Origin of the sequence: Streptosporangium sp. NPDC005286, from assembly GCF_040607515.1 — a bacterium.
Lineage (GTDB): Bacteria > Actinomycetota > Actinomycetes > Streptosporangiales > Streptosporangiaceae > Streptosporangium.
Map to the genome: position 1 here is coordinate 1 of NZ_JBEXGU010000355.1, position 3,273 is coordinate 3,273.

Genomic DNA, 3,273 nt, shown 5'->3' on the forward strand with positions numbered 1-3,273 from the left:
CGCGATGAGGTGATGACGGCGGAGAAGGAGCGTATCGCCAAGGCGGCGCTGGCCGAGTTGCCGCAGGATGGCGCGATCATCATTGACGCGGGTACCACGACGGGCCGCTTGGTGCAGGCGTTGCCGGTGGATCGGGAGTTGACGGTGATCGTGAACTCGCCGCCGTTGGCGACCGCGCTGGCCACCCGCGCGAATCTGACGGTGTTCATGTTGGGTGGGCGGGTGCGGGGGCGGACCCTGGCCACTGTTGATGACTGGGCGCTGCGGCCGTTGGCCGATCTGCATGTGGACGTGGCGTTCATGGCGGCCAACGGTTGTTCGGTGGCCAAGGGGCTGACGACCCCGGATCCGGCCGAGGCCGCGATCAAACGGGCGATGGTCGAGGCCGCGCAGCGGTGCGTGCTGCTGGCCGATCACACCAAGTTCGCCAATACCTATCTGTCTCGTTTCGCCGCGCTGCAGGAGATCGATGTGGTGATCAGTGATGTGGGGCTCGATACCGGGGTGGCGGCCGAGATGGCCGCGGCCGGGCCCGAGGTGATCCGGGCGTGATCGTCACCTTGACTCTTAATCCCAGTCTGGATCGCACGATCGAGGTCGGGGCGTTGACGCGTGGGGCGGTGATCCGGGCCGCGGCCACCCATCTGGATCCCGGTGGTAAGGGGGTCAACGTCTCGCGGGCGTTGCTGGCCAACCGGGTTCGCTCGTGTGCGGTGGTGCCTTTCGGCGGTGATGAGGGGCGGCGGCTGGTGAGCCTGCTCTCGGCCGAGGGTATCGAGATGGTCACCGTGCCGGTGGCCGGGGCCACTCGTTCCAATGTGGCGCTGGCCGAGCCGGACGGCACGGTCACGAAGATCAACGAGCCGGGGACGGCGTTGTCGGCGGCCGAGTTGGAGGCGGTGGCCGAGGCCGTGCTCGGTGCGGCCAGCAGCGCGGACTGGGTGGTGGCCTCCGGTAGCCTGCCGCCTGCGGTGCCCGTTGATCTGTATGCGCGTTTGTGTGAGCGTTTCAGCGGTGCGGGGATCAACGTCGCGGTCGATACCAGCGGGCCGGCGCTGATGCACGCGCTGGCTCAGGGGCCGGCCCTGGTCAAGCCCAACCGAGAAGAGTTGAGCGAGGCCACCGGGATGGTCATCTCCTGCCTGGGCGACGCGATCAAGGCGGCTGAGAGTCTGCGGGCTCGTGGCGCGGGCACGGTCTTGGCCAGTCTGGGCGTTGACGGCGCGGTTTTGCTGCAGGGCGAGCAGGTCTGGTATGGCCGCTGCGCGCTGGCCGAGCCGCGTAGTTCGGTCGGTGCCGGTGATGCGATGCTGGCCGGGTTCCTGGCCGGCGGCGCCCAAGGTGAGGGCGCGTTGGTCGAGGCGCTGGCCTGGGCGACCGCCGCGGTCGGGCTGCCGGGTAGCCGGATGCCCTCTCCCCATGACATTCGGCGTGATGACGTGCGTGTCATCGCGGCCGATCCCACCCTGCCGCTGCGGTCCGGGGGCTGACAGCGGCGCGGATCCACCCCCCTTGGCCGGCTCATCTGCCGGCCACCCCGGAAGGAGCAACACCACGTGAGCACCGATTACACCCCCACCGTCACGGGAACCGGGGTCAGAGCCAAGATTCAGCGTTTCGGCGGGTATCTCGCCGGGATGATCATGCCGAATATCGGGGCGTTCATCGCCTGGGGTCTGATCACCGCGCTGTTCATTCCCACCGGCTGGTTGCCGAACGAGAGTCTGGCGGCCCTGGTCGGGCCGATGATCACGACGCTGTTGCCGGTCTTGATCGGCTATACCGGCGGGCGGATGGTCCATGGTCAGCGCGGCGCGGTGGTCGGCGCGGTGGCCACCATGGGCGTCGTGGTCGGCGCGGAGAACCCGATGTTCCTCGGCGCGATGATCATGGGTCCGCTGGCGGCGTTCCTGCTGAAGCTGATCGACGGCTTCACCTCCGAGCGCACCAAGGCCGGCTTTGAGATGCTGGTGGACAACTTCACCGCCGGTATCGCCGGTGGCGCGATGGCGCTGCTGGGCGTGTGGGGTGTGGGCCCCATCGTCTCGGCGGTCACCACCGCGGCCGGTAACGCGGTCGGCTGGCTGGTGGAGTCCAACCTTTTGCCGCTGGCCTCGATCCTGATCGAGCCGGCCAAGGTGTTGTTCCTCAACAACGCCATCAACCACGGGGTGTTGACCCCGCTGGGCGCCAACGAGGTGACCCAGTTCGGTAAGTCGATCCTGTTCATGCTGGAGTCCAACCCCGGCCCCGGGCTCGGCCTGCTGCTGGCCTACCTGTTCTTCGGGCCGCGGGCACTGCGTCCCAGCGCTCCGGCGGCGATCATCATTCACTTCCTCGGTGGTATCCACGAGATCTACTTCCCGTATGTGCTGATGAAGCCCCGGCTGATCCTGGCGGTCATCGCCGGTGGCGCCACCGGGATTCTGGTGTTCATCATGACCGGTGCCGGGCTGGTGTCGGCGGCCTCGCCGGGCAGTATCTTCGCCTATCTGGCGGTGACGCCCAAGGGCGGCTGGTTCGGGGTGCTGGCCGGGATCTTCGCCGCGACCGCGGTGTCCTTCGCGGTGGCCTCGGTGCTGCTGGGATTTGGCCGGGGCAAGGACGACAGCCAGGAGGCTCCGGAAGGGGCTTCCGCACAGACCCAGACCGCGCCGGCCGTCAAGGAGGCCTGACAGGTGCCGAGTATCGACAGCAAGGACATCCATAAGATCATCGTGGCCTGTGACGCGGGGATGGGCAGCAGCGTGATGCTGGCCACCCAGCTGCGCAAGCAGCTCAAGAGCCATAACGTCCAGGTCGAGCACACCCCGGTCAACTCGATCCCGGCCGATGCCGACGTGGTGGTATGTCACGCCGGCCTGGCCGGCCGGGCCAGGGCCGGCGCCCCGGACAAGGTCCTGATCTCCTTTCAGGTCTTCATCGGGGACCCGGCGGTGGCCAGGCTGATCAACACGATCAAGAACGGCGGCACCGTCGATGCCTGAGACGGCGCCGCTGCCGCTGGATCCGCGCGCGATCCGGTTGGAGGCCTCGGCCACCGACCGAGACGACGCGATTGGCCAGTGCGGGCAGGTGCTGCTCGCCGTCGGCGCGGTGGGCAGCGCCTATATCGGCGCGATGCTGGAGCGGGAGCGCTCGATCTCCACCTATGTCGGTGAGGGGGTGGCCATCCCGCACGGCACCTTGGCCGCCAAGGATGCCGTTCATCATGACGCGATCTGTGTGCTGCGTTTTCCCGGCGGTGTCGACTGGGACGGCGAGCAGGTCACG

At 68.1% G+C, this 3,273-nt stretch carries 5 protein-coding genes; all 5 read left to right on the top strand.

Annotation, left to right across the window (positions count from 1 at the left end; translation table 11 throughout):
* The coding region (locus tag ABZU75_RS45925; protein ID WP_355569735.1) for a D-beta-D-heptose 1-phosphate adenosyltransferase at window positions 1–552 on the top strand (552 nt) is incomplete at its 5' end.
* Window positions 549–1,490 carry a 1-phosphofructokinase gene (gene pfkB, locus ABZU75_RS45930; protein WP_355569738.1) on the top strand — a complete coding sequence of 314 codons (942 nt, stop codon included), beginning with the start codon at window positions 549–551 and terminating at the stop codon, window positions 1,488–1,490. The genes ABZU75_RS45925 and pfkB, both read left to right, overlap by 4 nt.
* Window positions 1,491–1,556: 66 nt before the next feature.
* The gene (locus ABZU75_RS45935) at window positions 1,557–2,675 is read left to right on the top strand and encodes a PTS mannitol transporter subunit IICB (protein ID WP_355569741.1); all 1,119 of its coding nucleotides are present in this window, start codon (window positions 1,557–1,559) and stop codon (window positions 2,673–2,675) included.
* A 3-nt stretch (window positions 2,676–2,678) separates the two neighbouring features.
* Window positions 2,679–2,987 (top strand): PTS lactose transporter subunit IIB, encoded by a 309-nt coding sequence (locus ABZU75_RS45940; protein WP_355569744.1) that lies wholly within the window; start codon window positions 2,679–2,681, stop codon window positions 2,985–2,987.
* Window positions 2,980–3,273 (top strand): PTS sugar transporter subunit IIA (locus ABZU75_RS45945; RefSeq protein ID WP_355569747.1); only part of this gene is annotated, 294 nt, incomplete at its 3' end. The genes ABZU75_RS45940 and ABZU75_RS45945, both read left to right, overlap by 8 nt.